Genomic DNA, 17,843 nt, shown 5'->3' on the forward strand with positions numbered 1-17,843 from the left:
AACGCGGTGTGGAGCTTCTGGATCGCGTACGTGCTGACCCGGCCCCTGGGCGCGTCGATCGGCGACTACCTGTCGCAGCCGACGGGCGACGGCGGTCTGGGCATCGGCACCGTGGTCACCAGCGTCCTGTTCCTGGCGGTCATCCTCGGGCTCGTCGTCTATCTGTCGGTGACGCGGCGCGACGTCGTCGAGGGCGACCGTCCGGCCCCGCAGGCGGGCTGACGCCCCCTCACCCGTCCGGCCGGCAGGTGTCGCTCCCCTGCCGGCCGGACATTGTGCCGGGTGGTCGGCCGCGGCATCCAACGCCCGCCCTGCCCCGCCCCGCGCTGCCCCGTGACGGCTACGCCCGGCCGGTCCGGGCGTCAGGGGCGATGCGGTAGAGCACGTTCGGGCGCAGCGGTCCTTCGGGGGCGCTGGGGTCGTCGAAGTCGCCGGCCGGGTCGCGGGTCATGCCGATGCGGCGCATCACCGCCTGGGAGCGGAGGTTGGTGGCGGTCGTCACCGCGAGGATCTCGGGGAGCCCGAGGGTGCGGAATCCGAAGGCCAGGACGGCCAGGGCGGCCTCGGTGGCGTAGCCCTTGCCCCAGGCGGCGCGGGCGAGGCGCCAGCCGATCTCCACACCCGTGAACGGCAGACCGTCGTCCACCGGATCCAGGCCCGCGAAGCCGGCGAACTCGCCGGTCTCCCGCACTTCGACCGCCCACCAGCCGTAGCCGCGCTCGTCGAACCCGGCCTGGAACCGGGCCACGGAGGCATCGCTCTGCTCCCGGGTCAGCACGTCCCCCAAGTGCTCCCGGACCTCGGGGTCGGCGTTCATCGCGGCCCAGGGTTCGAGGTCGGAGTCCCGCCATCGGCGGAGGATCAGGCGATCGGTGCGCAGTTCGGTCACGCCGCCCAGCCAAGGGGAATCGCCGCCTCGGCGGCAACGCATTTTCCGGGGCCGCTCAGCCCGGCGGCAGGGTGACCACGAAACGCGCTCCCGAGGGCCGGCGCGGCTCGTAGCGGACGTCGCCCCCGGCGGAGCGGGCGAGGCGGCGCGCGAGCGGCAGGCCCAGGCCCGCGCCCGGGTGCCCGTCGTCCGGATCGGCGCGCCGGCCCGGCTGGAACAGATACGCGACAAAGGAGGGCGGCACTCCGGGGCCGTCGTCGAGGACCTCGACGCGTACGCGGCCCTGGTCCCGGGCGGCCAGCACGACGACCTGTGCACGGGCGTGGCGCAGCGCGTTGTCCACGAGGGGGCCGACCATGCGCTCCAGCAGCGCGGCGGGGACACCGGCCGTCGGAGCGTCCCCGCCGGGGACGGCGAGCGAGACCGCCACGGACGAGTCGGCGGGCACCCCGGTGAGGCGTCGCAGCACCGGTACGACGTCGCTGGTCCCGGGAGCCGTGGCCGCGGAGCCCCGCGCGTCGTCGAGCAGGGTGTCGCAGATCGTGCGCATCGACCGGGCGGCCTCGGCGATGGCCAGATGGGCGGCGCGGGTGTCGGTGCCGGAGCGGGGGCGCGCCCGCAGCCAGTCGAGCTCGGCGGTGATCCGGGCCAGGGGGTTGCGCAGTTCGTGCGACAGCTCCCGTGTGAGCTGCTGCTCGTGGCGCAGCACGGTACGTATGCGATCCAGCAGCGCGTCCAGGGACGTGCCGAGCCGGGCGAGTTCGGCGGGCCGGTCCGTGTCGGCGAAGCGTTCCCGCGAGGCGATGGCGCCCCACCGCGCGGCCTGTTCGGTCATCGCCCGCACCGGACGGAGTGCGCGTCCCACCGCGAGTCCGGTCAGGACGTACATGCAGACGAGGACGGCTCCGTCCAGCGCCAGCGAGCCGGCCAGCAGGGTGCCGGCCGATGCGCGGTACGGGGACAGGTCCAGGGCCGTGACCACGACAGGGGGTGCTCCGGTGCGGGGGCCGTGGTCCGCGGCGGGCACCGAACACAGCCGTACGGGGCCGTCGTTCGCGAGCGTGGCGCAGTGCCGGCCGGGCTGTGCGGCGACCCGGGCGGCGGCGCGGGTCAGGGCGCTGCCGGCCGGGGAGGAGGCCGGGTGCTCGATCAGCCGGGTGCCGCTGTAGATCCACACGTTGGTGTCGAACAACGCGTCGTCCGGCATCTCCAGGACGCGTACGGGCACGTGGCGGGTGTCGACGGTGGCCGCGACGGCGTCGGCCCGGGTGCGCAGCTCGTCGTCCGCCTGGTGCTGCAGGTGGTCGCGGACGACGGTGTTGAACGCGACGGTGAGCACCACCATCAGCAGGGTCGCCGTGGCGAGGGCGGCCAGCGACAGCCGCCCGCGCAGGGTGCGGGGGCGCGGGCGGCCGGGAGTCGTCGTCATGCGAGGCGGTGCCCGAGTCCGCGCGCGGTGCCGATCGTCAGATCGCTGCCCGCCTCACGGAGTTTGCGCCGCAACCGGGTCAGGTACTGGTCGAGGGTGTTGTCGCTGACGTGGGCGCCGTCGGGCCAGCCGGCCCGGACGAGTTCGCGCCGGCGCACCATGCCACCGGACGCGGCCATCAACGCGGCCAGCAGCCGGAACTCGGTCGGCGTGAGGGCCACCTGGGTCTCCCGGACGGTGCAGCGGTATGTCACGGGGTCCAGCACCACGTCGCCGGCGGCCACGGGGGCCGGCGGCCCGGCCCGCCGCAACGCGGCGCGCAGCCGGGCGGTGAGCTCCGCCAGGTGGAACGGCTTGGGCAGATAGTCGTCGGCCCCGGCGGAGAATCCGCCGAGCCGGTCCGTCAGCCGATGGTGGGCGGTCAGGAAGAGGACGGGGGCGAGGAACCCGTTGGCGCGCATCGCCTGGCACACGTCGCGGCCGTCGGCGTCGGGCAGGCCCACGTCGAGGACGACGGCGTCCACGGTGTCGGCGACGAGGCGCAGGGCGGTGGCGCCGTCTCGCGCGGGCACCGTGTCGAAGCCCTCGTCGCGCAGGGCGCGCAGCAGCACGTCGCGCAGAGCCGGGTCGTCCTCGACGACCAGGATCCGCTGACGGCCACCGCCCGTGATCCACCTCACCGGCCGCCGTTCCCGGCTCGTCGCCGCTGGTCGCCGGCGGGCGCGTGGGGCAGCCACCGGGCGGCGAGGCCCAGGCACAGCCCGAGCCAGGCCAGGGCGAACAGCCAGCCTCCGACGACGTCGCTGAACCAGTGGACCCCCAGGTAGACACGGGTCAGTCCGACCGCCACGCCCCAGCAGGCGGCGGAGACCGCCAGCACCGTGCGGCCGGGTGGATCGCGCAGCAGGACGGCGACGACCAGCAGCCCGGCGATCGTCGCGGACGTGGCGGCGTGGCCGGAGGGGAAGGCGAACCCGGTGGCGTGGGCCGCCCACTCCTCCGCGTACGGACGCGGCCGAGCCACCAGTCGCATGACGGCGAACCGCGCCGCCTGCCCCGCCACCAGGCACCCCAGGGCGCCCGCGGCGGCGATGACGCGCTGCCGCGCGGTGCGCCCGGCGACGGCCCCGGCCAGGACGGCCAGCGCGTAGGCGATCACGCCCGTGCCGGTGGCGGTGACCAGGCGCGCCGCCGTCACGGCGACATCAGGGCGGTGCCCGGTCGACCAGGAAAGCAGGGTGCCGTCGACGAGGAAGGGTGTGCCGTGGCGGCTCGCCACGACGGCGGTGAGCATCGCGAACGCGGCCAGCGCCCCGAGGCCGACCGTGCCCGCCGGGCCCCGGAGCCCGCGCTGCGCGGGGGTCGTCGCGGCGGGGGTCGCGAACCGGCTCATCGGGCCGCCATCGTGCCGAGCGCTGTCAGGGACGAACGGGCGCCCCGGACATCGACGCCAGGCGCCGGCGCGGATCCGGATGCGGGTGCGGGTGCGGGCGGCGCAGCCGCGGGCGGTGCGGACATCGTCGCGGGCCCTCTCCTCGGTCGGATACGCGGCGCACGCGCCCGGGCGCACGAACACCTGGACAACTACACGCGCGTAAATCGTCTACAGCACTGTAGACGATCCAGCACCCCCGGCAGGTTCCCCGACACCTCCGACACCACCTGGGTTGCAAATCCCGATCCAGGTGGCCTAGGTTGGATGTACCTACTCAGCTGTGAACGGAAAGAGCAACCCATGGACATCAAGAACTCCGTTGCCGTGGTGACCGGCGCGAACCGCGGTCTGGGCCGGCACCTGGCCGCCCAGCTGCTCGAACGGGGCGCCGCCAAGGTCTACGCGGGCGCCCGCGATCCCGGCTCCGTCGACCTGCCGGGCGCGGTACCGCTCCAGCTGGACATCACCGACCCCGAGTCGGTCGCCAGGGCGGCAAGGACCGCCTCCGACGCCACCCTCCTGATCAACAACGCCGGCGTCAGCACCCACACGGGCCTCACCGACGGGGACATGGCCGACATCCGGCTGGAGATGGAGACCCACTACTTCGGCTCCCTCGGCGTCACGCGGGCCTTCGCGCCCGTCCTCGCCGCGAACGGGGGCGGAGCCGTCCTCAACATCCTCTCCGTACTGTCGTGGGCCCACTTCCCGGGATACGGCGCCTACAGCGCGGCCAAGGCCGCCGAGTGGGCGATGACCAACGTCGTCCGGCAGGAACTCGCCCCGTCCGGTATCGACGTGACCGCGCTCCACGTGGGCTACATGAACACCGACATGGCCGACTACGTCGACCCCTCCGACAAGGTCGACCCCGCCTGGGTGGCGGGCCTGGCCCTGGACGGCATCGAGCAGCGCGCGCTCGAGGTGGTGGCCGACGACAGGAGCCGCAACGTCCGGGCGGCCCTGTCCGGCGGGCTGGACCTGCTCTACCCCGGCCTGCCCGCCCCGGCGGCGCGGTGACACGGCGGCGCGGCGCGGCCGGACGCCCCGCTGAATTGGAAAAGGCAATTCAGAGGTAGAATAAGCCATGCCCAGCAGCAAAGCCTCCCGTGAAGAAGAGACCGCCTGCTCGATCGCCTGCACCCTCGAGGTCGTCGGCGACAAGTGGACGTTCCTGATCCTGCGCGAGGCGGCGCTGCGGGGGGTGACGCGCTTCGCCGACTTCCGCCGCGAGCTCGGGATCGCCGCCGACATGCTCACCGGCCGCCTCGCCGCGCTGGTGGACGAGGGGATCATGGAGAAGCGGCCGTACCGGGAGCCGGGCAGCCGTACCCGCTACAGCTACCACCTCACGCCCGCGGGCGAGGAGCTGCGACTGATCCTGGCGGCGCTCCAGCAGTGGGGGGACGTGCACCGCACCCCCGCGCGGGGCCCGAGCCACCTGCGGCGGTCGGCGGGCGGGGGACGCCCGGTCAGCGTCGCCTTCGTCGACGACACCGGCACCGTGCTCTCGGCGGACGAGGTGCGCTTCACCCCGGCGGAGGGCGCCGAGCACTGACCGCGAAGGCGCGCCCGCCGCCGGGCCGCCGCCGGGATCCGCACCGCGCGGGGCGCGGGACGCCGGGGAGGTTCACGACCAGCCGGGCGCGGTGCGGACGATCCTGTCCGCGCGGATGTGGCTCATCGGATTGCTGGTCACCCGGTAGCGGACGTTGGGGACTTGGGCCGCGGCCCGGACGATGCGCACGGTGACCGGGCCCGCCCACTCGTACCCGTGCCGGTCGGCGTGGCGGAGCAGGGAATCCGTCAGCTCCTCCCCCACTCGGGCCCGGTACGGCGTCAGCTCCCGGTGCGGGGTGTCGGCCAGTTCGACGGTGTACACATTGGGCACGACCACGCGCCTGGGGCCGCACACCACCGCCCGCGCGTCACACTCGCGGCGCAGGGCGGCGAGCAGTTCCACCGGCTCGCGTGGGCGCAGCCTCGCCAGCAGCGCCCGCTCCCACCGCTCGATCACCCGTTCCCATCGATTCAGCGTTCCCATGACGATGCGCCTGCCCCCGGCGCGCATCGTGATGCCGGCCTGCCACCCCATCAGCCGTACCGCGTCGATCCCGGCCGCCGGCCGCGGCGCCCCCTGGCGCCGCCGGACTCCCCCGGGCTCCCCCGGCCGATCCGGCGATCCTCACGCGCGTGGCGAGTGCTCTGGAGTGGCGAGGTGTCAGATCCGTCCATAGCGTCTGTTTTCGGCTGATCACATATCACGGAAAGCAGGTGCACACACATGAATCTCTGTCGGTCCCGCAGGGCCGTCGTCGCGGCGGCCGCCACGGCGACCATCGTGGGCGGCGCGGTCGGCTGCGGCAGCCAGTCGCAGACCTCGGCCTCGCAGTCCGCGGACGCGCAGAAGATCTCCGTTCGCGCGGGTGAATCCATCCAGGCAGCGGTGAACCGTGCGAAGCCCGGCCAGGTCATCGACATCGCGGCCGGTACCTACCACGAGAGCGTCCAGATCAGCACGCCGCGGCTGACGCTGCGCGGAGCGGGCACGGGCACCGTGATCGCCCCCAGCGCGAAAGGCAAGGAGAACGCCTGCGCCAAGGCGGGCGAGGGGATCTGCGTCAGCGGTACGGCGCAGAAGAAGACGTCCGACGTACGGCTGGAGTCGCTGACGGTCGCCGGGTTCAAGAAGGCCGGCATCCACGCGACACGGGCCGACGGGCTGCAGGTCCTCCGGGTGACGGCGCGGGACAACAAGCAGCAGGGCATCCTGCTGGAGAAGTCCGTCCGCGGCGTCTTCCGCGACAACACCGCCCACAACAACGGCGAGTCCGGCATCTTCCTCGCCAACTCCATGGACACCGAGGGCGGCGCGCTCGACACCCAGGGCGCCGTCATCAGCAACAACAAGCTGACCGAGAACCGGATCGGCGTCGGCCTGCGCCGCGTCCGGAACGTCACCGTCAAAAGCAACCAGATCACCGGCAACTGCGGCGGCGTCTTCGTCGTCGGCGACGAGGGCGTCCCCCGCGGCGGCGCCCTGACCGTATCCCACAACACGGTCACCGGGAACAACAAGTACTGCGCGCCCAACGCCCGCCTCCCCTTCATCCAGGGCACGGGCATTCTGCTCACGGGCGTGGAGAAGACCGTCGTGACCAACAACGAGGTCCGGGACAACCACGGCAAGTCCCCGATGTCCGGGGGCATCGTGCTGTTCAGCAGCGTCGTCGGCACGTCCAACTCCGAGAACTCCATCCGCGACAACGTCGCCCGCGGCAACAAGCCGGCGGACCTCGCCAACCGCGACCTGAAGGGCAAGGGCAACACGTTCGTCAACAACACCCTGGACACCACGGAGCCCAAGAAGCTGAGCTGACGTCCCCGGATCAGAAGCCGGGCAGACGACGGAAGACCGCCCGGGCCCACATCGGCGGGTCCGGCGGCGGTCCCGGTGGCGAGGGGATCGCGGCCGCCCGGGGCGTCACCTGCGTCGCCTCGTGGCCCGCGCCGCTCACACGCGCGGGGCCGCCCTCCTCGTGGCCGCTCGCCGCGGCACGCAGGGCGCCCACGAACTCCAGGCACGACTCGTAGCGGTCCTCCGGCACCTTCGCCAAGGCCCGGGCCATGACGTCGTCCATGGCCGGCGGGATGTCCGGGCGCCGCTCGGTCAGAGGTGGCGGCTGGTCGTACTGGTGCGCCCACAGCAGCGCCATGTCCTCCTCGCGCTCGAAGGGCAGGCCGCCGGTGAGGCTCTCGTAGACGACGCAGGCCAGGCTGTACAGATCGCAGCGGCCGTCCACCGGTCGCCCGGAGATCTGCTCCGGCGCCACGTAGTCCAGCGTGCCGACGAACTCACCGACGGTGGTGAATCCGGTCAGCGACAGCGATTTCTTCGTCAGCCCGAAATCCGTGAGATAGACGTGCTCCGGGTGCTCGCTGTCGGTGCCCTTGGCGACCAGGATGTTCCCCGGTTTCACGTCGCGGTGCACCAGGTCGTGATCGTGCGCCGCGTCCAGTGCGGACGCCACCTGGGTGCCGATGCGCAGTGCGGTGGGAATGGGGAGCGGGCCGTCCCGGTCGAGAAGTGCCCGCAGATCTAGGCCCGAGACATAACGCATGGCGATGTAGAGAACACCGTCCGTTTCCCCGGCCTCGAATATCGGCACGATATGCGGGTGGTCGATCGCCGCCGCCACGCGTGACTCGTGGGTGAACCGGCGGCGGAAGGTGTCATTGCGGGCCAACTCCGGGGCCAGCAGCTTCAGCGCCACCGTACGGTCCAGCCGGAGATCCTTCGCGCAGTACACCACGGCCATTCCGCCGCGGCCGATCTCCCGCTCCACGCGATACCCGGCGATCTGGGCCCCGATGAGCCCGGACGACCGCCCGGCGTACACGCTCACGTCATGCGGAATCGAACCCATCGCGCACCACCGTCACGCGACCGGATATGGGAGACCTTTCAACGACCATCGGCCCGGATTCCCCCTTCACGGCGAATGCGAACGCCGGCGTCACGTGCCGCCGCTCCTTTCCTGAATTGTATCGACTGGCCTCCCGTAATTCGCGGCCGTGCGTTCCCCCCGCCGGTTGGGGTACAGTTCCCGGGTCCTGTCGTCTCCGATAGAGGTGGACGTTGCTCGTCTGAGGTCCGCGAACATCGCGCGCCACGGCCCCGGTGCCGTACGCCGGTCACGCAGCAGCCGGCGCTCCCGCCGCCCGTGACCACGCGCGCTTGCGACCTCGGTGCACGAGCCGTCCCCGGTCTCCGGAGGACCGCACCCCCCGTCCCGTTCCGGTCGCCGCGTGGTGCTCGCACACGAAGCCCGCCTTCCCTGCGCTTGCGACTGCGAGAATCATCATGTCCAACCCCACCGCGCCCGGCGCGTCCGTGGCCTGCTCCGCCCTGTCCTTCCGGTGGCCGGACGGCACGACGGTGCTCGAGGGGCTCTCCCTGACCATCGGCCCGGGACGCACCGGGGTCGTCGGCGCCAACGGCACCGGCAAGTCGACCCTGTTGCGGCTGCTGGCCGGCCGGTTGCGCCCCACCCGCGGGTCGGTGACCGTCGGCGGCAGCCTCGCCCACCTGCCCCAGGACATCACCCTCGACACCGCGCTCCGCGTCGACCAGGCCCTCGGCATCGCCGAGCGGCGCGCCGCGCTGCGGGCCATCGAGGCCGGGGATGTCGGCGTGGAGCGCTTCGAGACGATCGGCGACGACTGGGACGTCGAGGAACGCGCCCTGGCGACCCTGGGCTCCCTCGGGCTCGGCGGCCTCGAACTCGACCGTACCGTCGGCCGGATGTCCGGCGGGCAGACCGTCCTGCTGCGCCTGGCGGCACTGCTCATGCGGCGCCCGGACGTCCTCCTGCTCGACGAACCCACCAACAACCTCGACCTCTTCGCGCGCCGCAGGCTCCACGAGGCCGTCGACTCCTGGCGATCGGGCGTCCTCGTCGTGGTCAGCCACGACCGTGAGCTGCTGGAGCGCATGGACCGCACGGCCGAGCTGCGCTCGGGCTCCGTGACCTGGTACGGCGGCGGCTGGTCGGCCTACGAGGAGACCGTGGCCGCCCAGCAGGAGGCGGCCGGGCGGACGCTGCGCGCCGCCGAGGCGGACGTGCGCCGGCAGCGACGCGAACTGGAGGAGGCACGCGTCAAGTCGGCGCGCCGCAGGCGGCACGGCCAGAAGATGGACGACCAGCGGCGCGCACCGCGCATCGTCGCCGGCGAGCGCAAGCGCTCCGCGCAGGAGTCGGCGGACCGGCTCCGCGGCGTGCAGGAGGACCGGCTCCAGCAGGCGCGCGAGCGCCGGGAGGAGGCGGCGGACGCGATCCGCGACGAGGCCGGGATCCGGGTGAGCCTGCCGCACACCGCGGTCCCCGCGGGCCGCACCGTGCTGACCCTGCGTGAACTGCGCCCGCGTTTCGGGACGTTGCGGGAGGGCAACCTCCACGTCCACGGGCCCGAGCGTGTCGCGCTCGTCGGCCGCAACGGCGCAGGCAAGACCACGCTGCTGCGCACCCTCACCGGTGAACTCGCCCCGCTGTCGGGCGAGGCGAGGGCGCACGTGCCGCTGAGGTTCCTGCCGCAGCGCCTCGACCTACTGGACGGGGAGCTGAGCATCGCGGCCAACGTCGCCCGCACGGCCCCCGGAGTCCCCGACAACCACATCCGCGCCCAGCTCGCGCGCTTCCTGTTCCGGGGTGCCCGCGCCGATCAGCTCGCGGGCACCCTCTCCGGCGGGGAGCGCTTCCGCGCCGCCCTGGCGGCGTCGATGCTCGCCGAACCCGCCCCGCAGCTGCTGATACTGGACGAGCCCACGAACAACCTCGACATGGCGAGCGTGGGGCAGCTGACGAGCGCCCTGGACTCCTTCGAGGGGGCGCTCCTGGTCGCCGGCCACGATCTGTCGTTCCTTGACGCGATCGGCATCACCCGCTGGCTGCTCGTCGGGGAGGAACTGCGCGAGACCACCGCGGAGGAGGTGCGGGACCTGCTCGAACGCTCCGGCGACGGCTGACCCCGGACTCCCCGCCGTCGCGGCGGGTTCCGGGTCGACGCCCCGGCACCCGCCGCGCGTGAGTTCCTCCCCCGCGGGTGTCCCCCGCGGGCCGTCAGTCCTCCGCGGCGCCGTCCCTGGCGCGCGGCACGGTGAGGGAACGGCGGTGCAGCAAGGTGGGGTTGATCACGGACGGCGGCCTGCGCAGCCGCGTGGCCTGCTCGTAGTCGTGGGCGTAGCCGAGTAGCACCGGCTCGCTCCAGGCCCGGCCCAGGAAGGTGATGTTGAACGGACGGCGGTTGGCCGCTAGGTAACCCGCGGGGACGGTGACCGAGGGATAGCCCGCCTTCGCCCCGATCGACGAGCTGCCGCTGCCCACGAACAGCAGGGCGGTGACGTCGTGTTCCGCCATGAGGACGTCGATGCGGTCCTTGCTCTCCTCCAGGTCGCGGGCGCGGGCGGCCTTGTACTCCACGGTGTCCGCGCTGTCCGGCCCGAGGTCCCTGGCCTGGGAGGCGACGGCGAGGGTCTGCCCGAACTTCAGGGCGACGCCCGCATGGGCCTCGTTGTACGCGATGACGTCGGCGAGGGTCCGCACCGGGGCGCCCTCGGGCAGGCGTGCCAGATAGGCGTTCAGGTCGCGCTTGAACTCGTGGCTCAGCACCGGGGAGGCGACGTCGTAACGGGGCCGCGCCTCGATGGTGACGTCGACCAGTACGGCGCCGCGCTCCGCGAGGGCGGCCAGGGCCGCGTCCCACAGCGTCCGCTCGTCGGTGCCGTCCTCGGGCGCCTGCTCCGCGACGACGCCGATGCGCGCGCCGTGCAGGGCGGTCGGGGACAGGTCCGCGGTGAAGTCGTGGCCCTCCAGCGGGTTGCCCTCGGTGGCGGGGTCCTCCGGATCTGTGCCGGTGATGACGGTCAGCAGGGCGGCGGCGTCCGCGACGGTCCGGGTCATGGGCCCGGCGGTGTCCTGGCTGGAGGCGATGGGCACGATGCCGGTGCGGCTGATCAGTCCGAGGGTGGGTTTGACGCCCACCCCGGAGGTGGCCCAGGAGGGACTGAGGATGGACCCGTCGGTCTCGGTGCCGATGGTGACGGCGGCGAGTCCGGCCGCGGCGGCCACGCCCGAACCGGCGCTGGAACCGCTCGGGGTCTCGCTCAGGTCGTACGGATTGAGCACCTGGCCGGCGAGCGAGCTGTAGCCGCTGGGCATGCCGAGCGTGAGGTAGTTGGCGAACTCGGTGAGATTCGCCTTGCCGAGGATCACCGCTCCCGCCTCGCGCAGCCGCGTCACGAGCGGGGCGTCCTGGGCGGGGTGGGAGTCGGCGAGGACCACCGAGCAGGCGGTGGTCGGCATGCCCAGGACGTCGATGTTGTCCTTCACGAGCACCGGTATGCCCAGCAGCGGCCCGCCGGGGCCGCCGCGCGCCCTCCGCTCGTCGGCGGCCGCGGCCTCGTCCAGGGCCGCCGGATTGACACAGCGCACCGCGTTCAGGGCCGGTCCGCCGACGTCCAGTTCCTCGATGCGCCGCAGATACGCGCGGGTGAGGGAGACACTGGTGGCGCCGCCGGAGTCGAGCAGGGCGCCCAGTTCGGCGACCGTCGCGATCTCCAGGTCGGCGGGAAACGGGTCCTGCGGCGCTGCCTGCGCAGCACCGGGCCGGCTGCCTGTCGAAGCCGGTTCGGGGCCGGTATTGACGTTGATGTCGCCCTCCAGGGTGAGCAATGCGTTGACGCGACCGGTGTCCGTGCGCCCCACGCGGCCGTCCCGCGGGGCACCACCATCATCGTCACCGTCCCCCCGCGGCGCGCACCACCTTCCCGAACACGCCCGAATGCGCCGGAGCGCCCGGGCGGGGCGGCCCGGGCGAGTGCGCTGCTCAGAGGAAGCGGCGGATGGGCGCGGTCGCCGCCTCCTGCGTCCGCTGGAGCGCGGAACGGCTGCGCCAGCGGGTGCCGTCGATGCGTTCACTGCGCAGCAGGTCGGCGTCGAAGTCGGCGTCGAGCCCGGCGGTGAAGGTCTCGTCGAGCACCGCCAGCATCACTTCCTCGTCGTGGTCGAGGGAACGGCGGTTGAAGTTGGTCGAGCCGATCAGGGTCGCGACTCCGTCCATGGTGATCACCTTGGCGTGCATCATGGTCGGCTGGTAGTGCCACACCTGGACGCCGCAGTCGATGAGCCGCTGGTAGTAGCGCTGCCCGGCCAGTTGGCAGACGCGTTTGTCCGTGTGCGGCCCCGGCAGCAGGATCTCGACCTCCACCCCGCGCCCCGCGGCGCGGCACAGGAGGTCGATGAAGTAGGGGTCCGGAGCGAAGTACGCGGTGGCGAGCCGGATGCGGCGCTCCGCGGAGGCGATGACCACGCGGAGCAGGGTGCGCATGTCCTGCCAGCCGACGCTCGCCGAGCCGCGCACCACCTGGACGACCGCGCCGCCGCTCTGCTCGTGCTCGCCGAACCGGTCGCGGTGGTCGAAGAGCCCGTCGCGCCGGCACTCGGCCCAGTTCTGCGCGAACGCCGCGGCCAGCCCGTCCACCGCGGGGCCGGTGACCCGGACGTGGGTGTCCCGCCATTCGCCGGGGTGACGGGCGTCTCCGCACCACTCCTCGGCGATGCCGACGCCGCCGGTGAAGGCCACCTGGGCATCGACCACCAGGACCTTGCGGTGGCAGCGGTGGTTCTGCTTGAACGGCGAGAGCCGTACGGGCTTGCGGAACCAGGCGACGTCCACGCCGGCCCGGTCCATGCTGTCGAGCAGCTCCCGTTCGATCAGCCGTCCGCCGAAGCCGTCCAGGAGCAGGCGCACCCGCACCCCCTCCTCCGCCTTGGCGGCCAGCGCGTGCGCGAAGTCCCGCGCGATCTGGCCGCGCCAGTAGACGAAGGTGGTCATGTCGACGGTGTGCTTCGCCGAGCGGATCGCGTCCAGCATCGCGGGGAAGATCTCGTCCCCGTTGCGCAGGGCCTGCAGGCAGTTGCCCTCGGTCGCGGCGATGCCGATCAGCCGTTCCAGACGGCGCCGCAGCTCCTGCTTGCGGTCGGCGGCGGCCGGCTCCGGCCGTGGTCCGTGCGTACGGTCGGTCTCCTCGAGCGAAGCGCCCATGCCGTCGTGCCCCCCAGTTCCGGAACCGCCGCGGCCGGTTCGGCCGCGGCGTCGCGTGGCATACTCCAGCCGTATGCCCGGCCGGAGGCGGCTTATCCGGAGTGGCTACGCGTTCCCGTGGGGCGCGGGGGTCTCCTCCCGCCTCTCCCGCAGCACCTTGGCTCGGGAGGCGAGCGGTACGGCCGCCGCGAGGAGCCCGGCCGCGAGCGCGGCCAGGCCCCAGGCGGGGGCCGGCCGCCACGTCAGGCCGAGCGTGTTGTCGAGCGACCAGGCGCCGGGCCCGGTGAAGCCGAGGACCGCGGCGACCGCGCCGTACCAGAACGGCACTTCGCAGCCGCCCTTCTGCGCCCAGAAACCGTTGGGCGCCGTCGCGGTGGCGGCCACCGCCATCGTCCCGACGACGACGGCGCACCCGCCGGGTGTCAGCAGCCCGGCCGCGATCGATGCCGCGCCGGTCAGCTCGGTCACGCCGGCCACCAGGGCCATCCGCGGCCCGGGGACGAAGCCCCAGCGCTCGAAGATCGCGCCGGTACCCGCGAGCCCCGCTCCGCCGAACCAGCCGCGCAGCTTCTGCGTGGCGTGGCCGAAGAGCAGGGCGGCGAGCAGCAGTCGGAGCAGCAGCAGCCCCATACTCATGCCTCGGACCTCCTTCGGTTCAGTGGCCGTGCGTCGAGGCGCTGCGGTAGTCGGTGTAGGTGTACGGGTTGTCGAGCACCTTCGTCTCGGGGACGTCGGGGTTCATGCCCTTGCGCCACTCCTCCTCGCCCATGGCCGAGCGCAGGTGGTCGACGGTCTGCTCGACCTCGCGGCGCACGGCGGCCAGGTCGACGCCGAGCAGGCGGTGCTCGTGCTTGACCACCCGTCCGTCGACGAGCACGGTGTGCACGTCGCCGCGCTGTGCCTGGAAGGCCACCTGGCCGTAGGGGTTGAGGAGCGGGAAGGAGACCGGCGAGTGGTCGTTCTTCAGCAGGACGATGTCGGCCTTCTTGCCCGCTTCGAGGCTGCCCAGGTCCTGCTCGCGGCCGAGAGCGCGGGCGCCGCCGAGGGTGGCCCACTCCACGACCTGGTCGGCGCGCAGGGCGCAGTGGGTGACGGTGTCGCCCTTGGCGTGCGCCTCCAGGTGCGCGCGGGCGCGGTCGGCGCCGAGGGTGGTGCGCATGGCGGAGAACAGGTCGCCGCTCCACCACACGCTGGTGTCCATGGACAGGGAGACGGGGATGTCGTGCGAGCGGATCGCCCAGGTGGTCGGGTAGCCCTGGCCCGCGCTCTGCTCGCTCTCGGTGGACACCGAGATCGAGCCTCCCGTCGCCGCTATGCGGTGGTACGAGTCCGCCGAGAGCGTCGACGCGTGGACGTACACCGTCTGCGGGGTCATGAAGCCGTTCTCGTACATCAGGCGGATCCCGTCGTCGTTGGTGGCGCCCCAGACCCCGGCGTGGGTGGTGACGGCGACGCCGAGGTCGCGGGCCACCTCGAAGGCGGGCTTCTCGGGGAAGGCCGGGTCGCCCGTGACGTCGAAGGCGAGCTGGAAGCCGAGCATGTCGTCACCGTTGATGCGGCGGCTGACGAAGTCGCGGAACTCCGGCGCGGCGGTCCATTCGGCGGGCGCCTGCTGGATGTTGCCGTAGGCCAGGACGAAGCGGCCGGGCACGGACCGCAGGGCGTCCACGGCGGCGTCGGCGTGGTCCACGGTCTGCAGGCCGTGCGACCAGTCGACGACGGTGGTGACGCCGGCGTCGAGGGCCTCCGCGGCGGCGAGCCGGTTGCCGGCGTGGACGTCCTCGGGGCGGAACTTCCTGCCGTGCTCCAGGTAGTACCAGACGAAGTACTGCGTGAGGGTCCAGTCGGCGCCGTAGCCGCGCATCGCGGTCTGCCACATGTGGCGGTGCGTGTCGATCATGCCCGGCATCACGATGCCGCCCGTGGCGTCGATCTCCACCGTCCCGTCCGGCACCGCCAGCCGGGGGCCGACCGCCGCGATCCGGTCGTCGACGACGAGGACGTCGGTGTCCGCGAGCACCTCGCGCTCACGGTTCACGGGCAGCACGGTGCCACCGCGCAGGACTACGGGCCGCCCCGGGGTGAATGCCTCGACCTTATCCATCACTGAACTCCCTTGGCCGCTTGACGGACATGAGTACGCTATTCGGTCAACGGGGTGAGCGCTAGCCTCGCGACATGGTTCGGAAGGCCTGCGTACGGTAGCCGCGGCGGACACTGTCCCAGGACGAGACACCGCAGTACGGGCAAGCCTCCGAGCAGCCAAGGCGGTGCCGGTCCCGCTTGACGACCTCGGCGTTCCGCAACAGAATCACAATGACGGACGGCTGTCCGTCCTGCGGTCAGACGAAAGGTGGCACTGGATGTCAGAGAGCACCGCGCCCCAGCGACCGGGCACAGCGGGCCCGCTGTCCGGGCTGCTGGTGGCCGACTTCTCCCGGATCCTGGCCGGGCCCTACGCCACGATGCTGCTGGCGGATCTGGGCGCGGACGTCGTGAAGGTCGAGGGGCCGCGGGGGGACGACACCCGGAGCTGGACGCCCCCGGTGCGCGGCGAGGCGTCCACCTACTACCTGGGCGTCAACCGCGGAAAGCGTTCCATCGCCCTCGACCTGCGCGACGAGGGCGACCTGGCGGCGGCGCGCGAACTGGCCCGCCGGGCGGACGTCGTCATCGAGAACTTCCGGCCCGGTGGCCTGGTCAAGTACGGGCTGGACTACGCGTCGGTGCGCACCGGGAACCCGGCCGTGGTCTACGCGTCCATCAGCGGCTTCGGCTCCGGCCCCGGACGCGACGTGCCGGGCTACGACCTGATGGTGCAGGCCGTGTCCGGGCTCATGAGCCTCACCGGGGACCCGGACGGCCCGCCGTTCCGTGCCGGGATCTCGGTCTTCGACGTCATGGCGGGGAACCACGCCACCATCGGCATCCTCGCCGCGCTGCGGCACCGCGACGCGACGGGCGAGGGCCAGCACGTCGAGGTCAACCTGCTGTCGTCGGCGCTGACCGGACTGGTCAACCACAGCTCGGCCTACGTGGCCGGCGGCGAGGTCCCGTTCCGCATGGGCAACGCGCACCCGAGCGTGTTTCCGTACGAGCCCTTCCCCACGGCCGACAACGACCTGATCGTGACCGCCGCCAACGACGGCCAGTTCCGCAAGCTGTGCGAGGTCCTCGGCATTCCCGGCGTCCCCGACGACCCGCGGTTCGCGCGCAACGCCGACCGCACCGCGAACCGCGAGGAGCTGCGGCCGCTGCTGGTCGAGCAGTTGGTCAGGCGCGGCGCGAACGAGTGGTTCGAGCTGCTGGTCGAGGCAGGCGTGCCCAGCGGCCCGATCAACACCATCGACGGCGGCTTCGCCATGGCCGAGCGGTTCGCGCTCGACCCCGTCGTCACCGTCGGCGAGGGCGACCGAGCGGTGCCCACGACACGGCACCCGGTGACATTCTCGGCCACTCCCGCGGTGTACCACCTGCCGCCGCCCGAGCTCGACGAACACGGTGCCGAGCTGCGCGCCTGGCTGGCCAAGGACCCGGAGGACACCCGTGACTGACCCGTCCGCGCCGAGCGGCTACCCCACCGCGCTGGGCGCCTCGGACCGCAAGAGCATCACCTTGCTCGGCCACGACCTCGCCGAGGACATCATGGGCACGGTCGGCTTCGGCGAACTGGCCTTCTGGCTGGCCACGCAGCGCCGGCCCGCCCGGGGCGAGACCCGGGTCCTCGAAGCCGTGCTCGCGGCCCTCGCCGACCACGGCTTCACGCCCACGGCCATCGTCACGCGGCTGACGTACCTGTCCGCGCCCGACTCCGTCCAGGGCGCGCTGGCCGCGGGCCTGCTCGGCGGGGGCTCCCGTTTCCTGGGCGTCACGGAGGACACCGGGACGTTCCTGCACGAGGCGCTCGCCGCGCACGGCGAACCGCCCCGCGACGAGGCGGGCTGGGACGAACTGGCGCTGCGTCTGGTGCGCGAGCAGCGGGCGGCCGGCCGCTTCGTGCCGGGCCTGGGCCATCACGTGCACAAGGACGGCGACCCCCGTACGCCCCGCCTGATGGGCATCGCCGCCGAGGAGGGCCTCTTCGGGCCGCACCTGTCGCTCTTCGCGGCCATCGGCCGCGTGCACCCCCAGGTGCTGGGCAGGACCCTGCCGCTCAACGGCGCCGGTGTGTGCGGGGCCGCGCTCGCCGACCTCGGGCTGCCGCTGCCGCTGCTGCGCGGCTTCGCGCTGCTCGCGCGCACCGCCGGACTCATCGGCCAGCTCGCCGAGGAGATGCGCAATCCGGTCGCCAACGACATCTTCCTCTCCGTCGACCTGAACAACCGGCCCGTACCTCCCCGGCCGGAGACCGACGGAGGCTCCCATCGCTGAGAGTGCCCGGCGGCAGGGCGCGCACCGCTGACGGCGGGTGTCCGGGGGCTCATCAACCGCTCCGGCAAACACCCGGGCCGTCGTCGGCGCGGCGGGCCGGCCGAAGCACTGGCGCC

Annotated in this window: 16 protein-coding genes and 1 pseudogene; 7 read left to right on the top strand and 10 right to left on the bottom strand. The window is 73.0% G+C overall.

Annotated features, from left to right (window positions below; all coding sequences use genetic code 11):
* Window positions 1-222: pseudogene (locus tag ACWDAS_RS14110) on the top strand (hypothetical protein); the annotation flags it as partial.
* 118 nt (window positions 223-340) lie between these two features.
* Here the strand turns inward: ACWDAS_RS14110 and ACWDAS_RS14115 are convergent.
* From ACWDAS_RS14115 to ACWDAS_RS14130, 4 genes are read right to left on the bottom strand one after another with little or no spacing between them, the layout of a single operon-like run.
* The gene (locus tag ACWDAS_RS14115; RefSeq protein ID WP_450389617.1) at window positions 341-889 is read right to left on the bottom strand and encodes a GNAT family N-acetyltransferase; all 549 of its coding nucleotides are present in this window, start codon (window positions 887-889) and stop codon (window positions 341-343) included.
* Between the two features lie 55 nt (window positions 890-944).
* Complete coding sequence (locus ACWDAS_RS14120; protein WP_450389619.1) at window positions 945-2,318, bottom strand: sensor histidine kinase; 1,374 nt, start codon at window positions 2,316-2,318, stop codon at window positions 945-947.
* Window positions 2,315-2,998, bottom strand: a complete 684-nt coding sequence (locus tag ACWDAS_RS14125; protein ID WP_450389620.1) for a response regulator transcription factor — start codon at window positions 2,996-2,998, stop codon at window positions 2,315-2,317. Before ACWDAS_RS14125 ends, ACWDAS_RS14120 begins: the two co-directional genes overlap by 4 nt.
* On the bottom strand, window positions 2,995-3,711 hold the full coding sequence (locus ACWDAS_RS14130; protein ID WP_450389621.1) for a phosphatase PAP2 family protein: 717 nt from the start codon (window positions 3,709-3,711) through the stop codon (window positions 2,995-2,997). Before ACWDAS_RS14130 ends, ACWDAS_RS14125 begins: the two co-directional genes overlap by 4 nt.
* Window positions 3,712-4,053: 342 nt before the next feature.
* On the opposite strand from ACWDAS_RS14130, the gene ACWDAS_RS14135 reads away from it, so the two are divergent.
* Window positions 4,054-4,773 carry an SDR family oxidoreductase gene (locus tag ACWDAS_RS14135; RefSeq protein WP_450389622.1) on the top strand — a complete coding sequence of 240 codons (720 nt, stop codon included), beginning with the start codon at window positions 4,054-4,056 and terminating at the stop codon, window positions 4,771-4,773.
* Between the two features lie 67 nt (window positions 4,774-4,840).
* Window positions 4,841-5,311, top strand: a complete 471-nt coding sequence (locus tag ACWDAS_RS14140) for a winged helix-turn-helix transcriptional regulator (protein ID WP_450389624.1) — start codon at window positions 4,841-4,843, stop codon at window positions 5,309-5,311.
* Window positions 5,312-5,383: 72 nt separating this feature from the next.
* Here ACWDAS_RS14140 and ACWDAS_RS14145 read toward each other — a convergent pair whose 3' ends face one another.
* Window positions 5,384-5,797 carry a DUF3662 domain-containing protein gene (locus tag ACWDAS_RS14145; protein WP_450390069.1) on the bottom strand — a complete coding sequence of 138 codons (414 nt, stop codon included), beginning with the start codon at window positions 5,795-5,797 and terminating at the stop codon, window positions 5,384-5,386.
* Window positions 5,798-6,037: 240 nt separating this feature from the next.
* Between ACWDAS_RS14145 and ACWDAS_RS14150 the strand changes: the two genes are divergently transcribed.
* Window positions 6,038-7,132: a right-handed parallel beta-helix repeat-containing protein gene (locus ACWDAS_RS14150; protein ID WP_450389626.1), complete on the top strand. Its 1,095-nt coding sequence runs from the start codon at window positions 6,038-6,040 to the stop codon at window positions 7,130-7,132.
* Between the two features lie 10 nt (window positions 7,133-7,142).
* Here ACWDAS_RS14150 and ACWDAS_RS14155 read toward each other — a convergent pair whose 3' ends face one another.
* Window positions 7,143-8,180 (bottom strand): serine/threonine-protein kinase, encoded by a 1,038-nt coding sequence (locus tag ACWDAS_RS14155; RefSeq protein WP_450389627.1) that lies wholly within the window; start codon window positions 8,178-8,180, stop codon window positions 7,143-7,145.
* A 437-nt stretch (window positions 8,181-8,617) separates the two neighbouring features.
* Here ACWDAS_RS14155 and ACWDAS_RS14160 point away from each other — a divergent pair, with 437 nt between their 5' ends.
* Window positions 8,618-10,279 (top strand): ABC-F family ATP-binding cassette domain-containing protein, encoded by a 1,662-nt coding sequence (locus ACWDAS_RS14160; RefSeq protein ID WP_450389629.1) that lies wholly within the window; start codon window positions 8,618-8,620, stop codon window positions 10,277-10,279.
* 94 nt (window positions 10,280-10,373) lie between these two features.
* Here ACWDAS_RS14160 and ACWDAS_RS14165 read toward each other — a convergent pair whose 3' ends face one another.
* From ACWDAS_RS14165 to ACWDAS_RS14180, 4 genes are all read right to left on the bottom strand, one after another.
* Entirely contained in the window at window positions 10,374-12,017 is a 1,644-nt protein-coding gene (locus ACWDAS_RS14165) for an amidase family protein (RefSeq protein ID WP_450389631.1), read from the bottom strand.
* A 121-nt stretch (window positions 12,018-12,138) separates the two neighbouring features.
* Complete coding sequence (locus ACWDAS_RS14170) at window positions 12,139-13,356, bottom strand: phospholipase D-like domain-containing protein (RefSeq protein WP_450389633.1); 1,218 nt, start codon at window positions 13,354-13,356, stop codon at window positions 12,139-12,141.
* 105 nt (window positions 13,357-13,461) lie between these two features.
* On the bottom strand, window positions 13,462-13,992 hold the full coding sequence (locus tag ACWDAS_RS14175; protein ID WP_450389634.1) for a DoxX family protein: 531 nt from the start codon (window positions 13,990-13,992) through the stop codon (window positions 13,462-13,464).
* Between the two features lie 19 nt (window positions 13,993-14,011).
* Window positions 14,012-15,460 (bottom strand): amidohydrolase family protein, encoded by a 1,449-nt coding sequence (locus ACWDAS_RS14180; RefSeq protein ID WP_450389636.1) that lies wholly within the window; start codon window positions 15,458-15,460, stop codon window positions 14,012-14,014.
* Window positions 15,461-15,719: 259 nt separating this feature from the next.
* Here ACWDAS_RS14180 and ACWDAS_RS14185 point away from each other — a divergent pair, with 259 nt between their 5' ends.
* The gene (locus ACWDAS_RS14185) at window positions 15,720-16,910 is read left to right on the top strand and encodes a CaiB/BaiF CoA transferase family protein (RefSeq protein ID WP_450389637.1); all 1,191 of its coding nucleotides are present in this window, start codon (window positions 15,720-15,722) and stop codon (window positions 16,908-16,910) included.
* Complete coding sequence (locus ACWDAS_RS14190; RefSeq protein ID WP_450389639.1) at window positions 16,903-17,727, top strand: citryl-CoA lyase; 825 nt, start codon at window positions 16,903-16,905, stop codon at window positions 17,725-17,727. The genes ACWDAS_RS14185 and ACWDAS_RS14190 overlap by 8 nt, the downstream gene beginning before the upstream one ends.
* Window positions 17,728-17,843 lie beyond the last annotated feature (116 nt).

The organism is Streptomyces sp. NPDC001070, assembly GCF_053598835.1.

Coding starts and splice junctions, on each gene's coding strand:
- ACWDAS_RS14145 (WP_450390069.1), bottom strand. CDS start 5,797: ATGGGAACGCTGAATCGATGGGAACGGGTGATCGAGCGGTGGGAGCGG.
- ACWDAS_RS14155 (WP_450389627.1), bottom strand. CDS start 8,180: ATGGGTTCGATTCCGCATGACGTGAGCGTGTACGCCGGGCGGTCGTCC.
- ACWDAS_RS14140 (WP_450389624.1), top strand. CDS start 4,841: ATGCCCAGCAGCAAAGCCTCCCGTGAAGAAGAGACCGCCTGCTCGATC.
- ACWDAS_RS14160 (WP_450389629.1), top strand. CDS start 8,618: ATGTCCAACCCCACCGCGCCCGGCGCGTCCGTGGCCTGCTCCGCCCTG.
- ACWDAS_RS14135 (WP_450389622.1), top strand. CDS start 4,054: ATGGACATCAAGAACTCCGTTGCCGTGGTGACCGGCGCGAACCGCGGT.
- ACWDAS_RS14170 (WP_450389633.1), bottom strand. CDS start 13,356: ATGGGCGCTTCGCTCGAGGAGACCGACCGTACGCACGGACCACGGCCG.
- ACWDAS_RS14175 (WP_450389634.1), bottom strand. CDS start 13,992: ATGAGTATGGGGCTGCTGCTGCTCCGACTGCTGCTCGCCGCCCTGCTC.
- ACWDAS_RS14180 (WP_450389636.1), bottom strand. CDS start 15,460: ATGGATAAGGTCGAGGCATTCACCCCGGGGCGGCCCGTAGTCCTGCGC.
- ACWDAS_RS14120 (WP_450389619.1), bottom strand. CDS start 2,318: ATGACGACGACTCCCGGCCGCCCGCGCCCCCGCACCCTGCGCGGGCGG.
- ACWDAS_RS14150 (WP_450389626.1), top strand. CDS start 6,038: ATGAATCTCTGTCGGTCCCGCAGGGCCGTCGTCGCGGCGGCCGCCACG.
- ACWDAS_RS14130 (WP_450389621.1), bottom strand. CDS start 3,711: ATGAGCCGGTTCGCGACCCCCGCCGCGACGACCCCCGCGCAGCGCGGG.
- ACWDAS_RS14185 (WP_450389637.1), top strand. CDS start 15,720: ATGTCAGAGAGCACCGCGCCCCAGCGACCGGGCACAGCGGGCCCGCTG.